The organism is Aquimarina sp. AU474 (assembly GCF_900312815.1).
Classification (GTDB): Bacteria; Bacteroidota; Bacteroidia; order Flavobacteriales; family Flavobacteriaceae; genus Aquimarina.
The window spans coordinates 1-1103 of record NZ_OMPE01000011.1; the positions used below are offsets into that span (position 1 = coordinate 1).

Consider the following 1103-nt stretch of genomic DNA (forward strand, 5'->3'; position numbering starts at 1 on the left):
AATTCTAAAGTATCTCCCGATACATATCCCTGATAAAAGGAATTAAAATCTTGAACCAAAATACTCATACACCAACCATCCATCAAAATATGATGAAAACTCCAGATGATCTCATAATCTTTATCACCCAAGTGATAAACTCCTACTCGCATCAAAGCATCAGAAGTTAAATCGAACTTATTAGACCTATCTAATGCTACATACTTCTTAACTACAGAAGAGCGATCTGAGGATAAAACTTCTTCTCGAACATCTCGATATTCAAATGCTCTCTTCTGTTCTTTCAAAACAACCTGAAGATTAACATCATAACCCTCATGCAAGAAAATAGTACGAAGAATATCATATCGAGATATCAAAGCATCATAACTCTTCTCAAATAAGGTAATATCCAAATCTCCAACTACACCATAACTTACCTGATTAAAATAATGATCCGAATCATTATCCAACAACCAATGAAACAACATCCCTTCTTGCATCGGGGATAATGGATAAACATCTGCTATAGCATACCTGGATGCTAAATCATCTAATGCGGATATACTTAAGCCCTTATAACTTAGATCTGAAGGTGTTAAACTAACTCCTTCATAAGACAAACAATACGATATGATAGACTCTAAATGAGAAGCATAACTCTGCATAAAACTATCTACCTTAGAAGCATCGTGACGCAATCCACTATAAACTAAACTCATATGAAGCTGACCCGCTGAAACCATACCTGAAATATCCCATTCATACTCTCGATCCTGAGTAGAAGAATGCTCATCTCCTACAGACTCCTTGGCTATCTCAAAGACCTTATCACTTGTATCACTGTCAAACTGACCCAAGTAATTAAAACTAATCTGAGAACTATCAATATCTCCTAAATCAATCGAAGCATCTAAATACTTATACAACAAATAATCAAATCCATTGTTGGGAATCCCTCGTAAACATTCCTTAACCGATTTAATAATCCCAGATAAATCCATACTAGGATCTGTTATAGATAACAATACAGGGTAAATACTGGTAAACCATCCTACCGTACGACTAATATCTATACCTGCTATAACTTCCTCTCGACCATGACCCTCCATATCAATACGTAA

1 protein-coding gene is annotated in these 1103 nt (G+C 35.3%); it reads right to left on the reverse strand.

What is annotated here, in order from left to right; genetic code table 11:
• Positions 1–1103 (reverse strand): condensation domain-containing protein (locus DK508_RS20980; RefSeq protein ID WP_235016458.1); only part of this gene is annotated, 1103 nt, incomplete at both ends.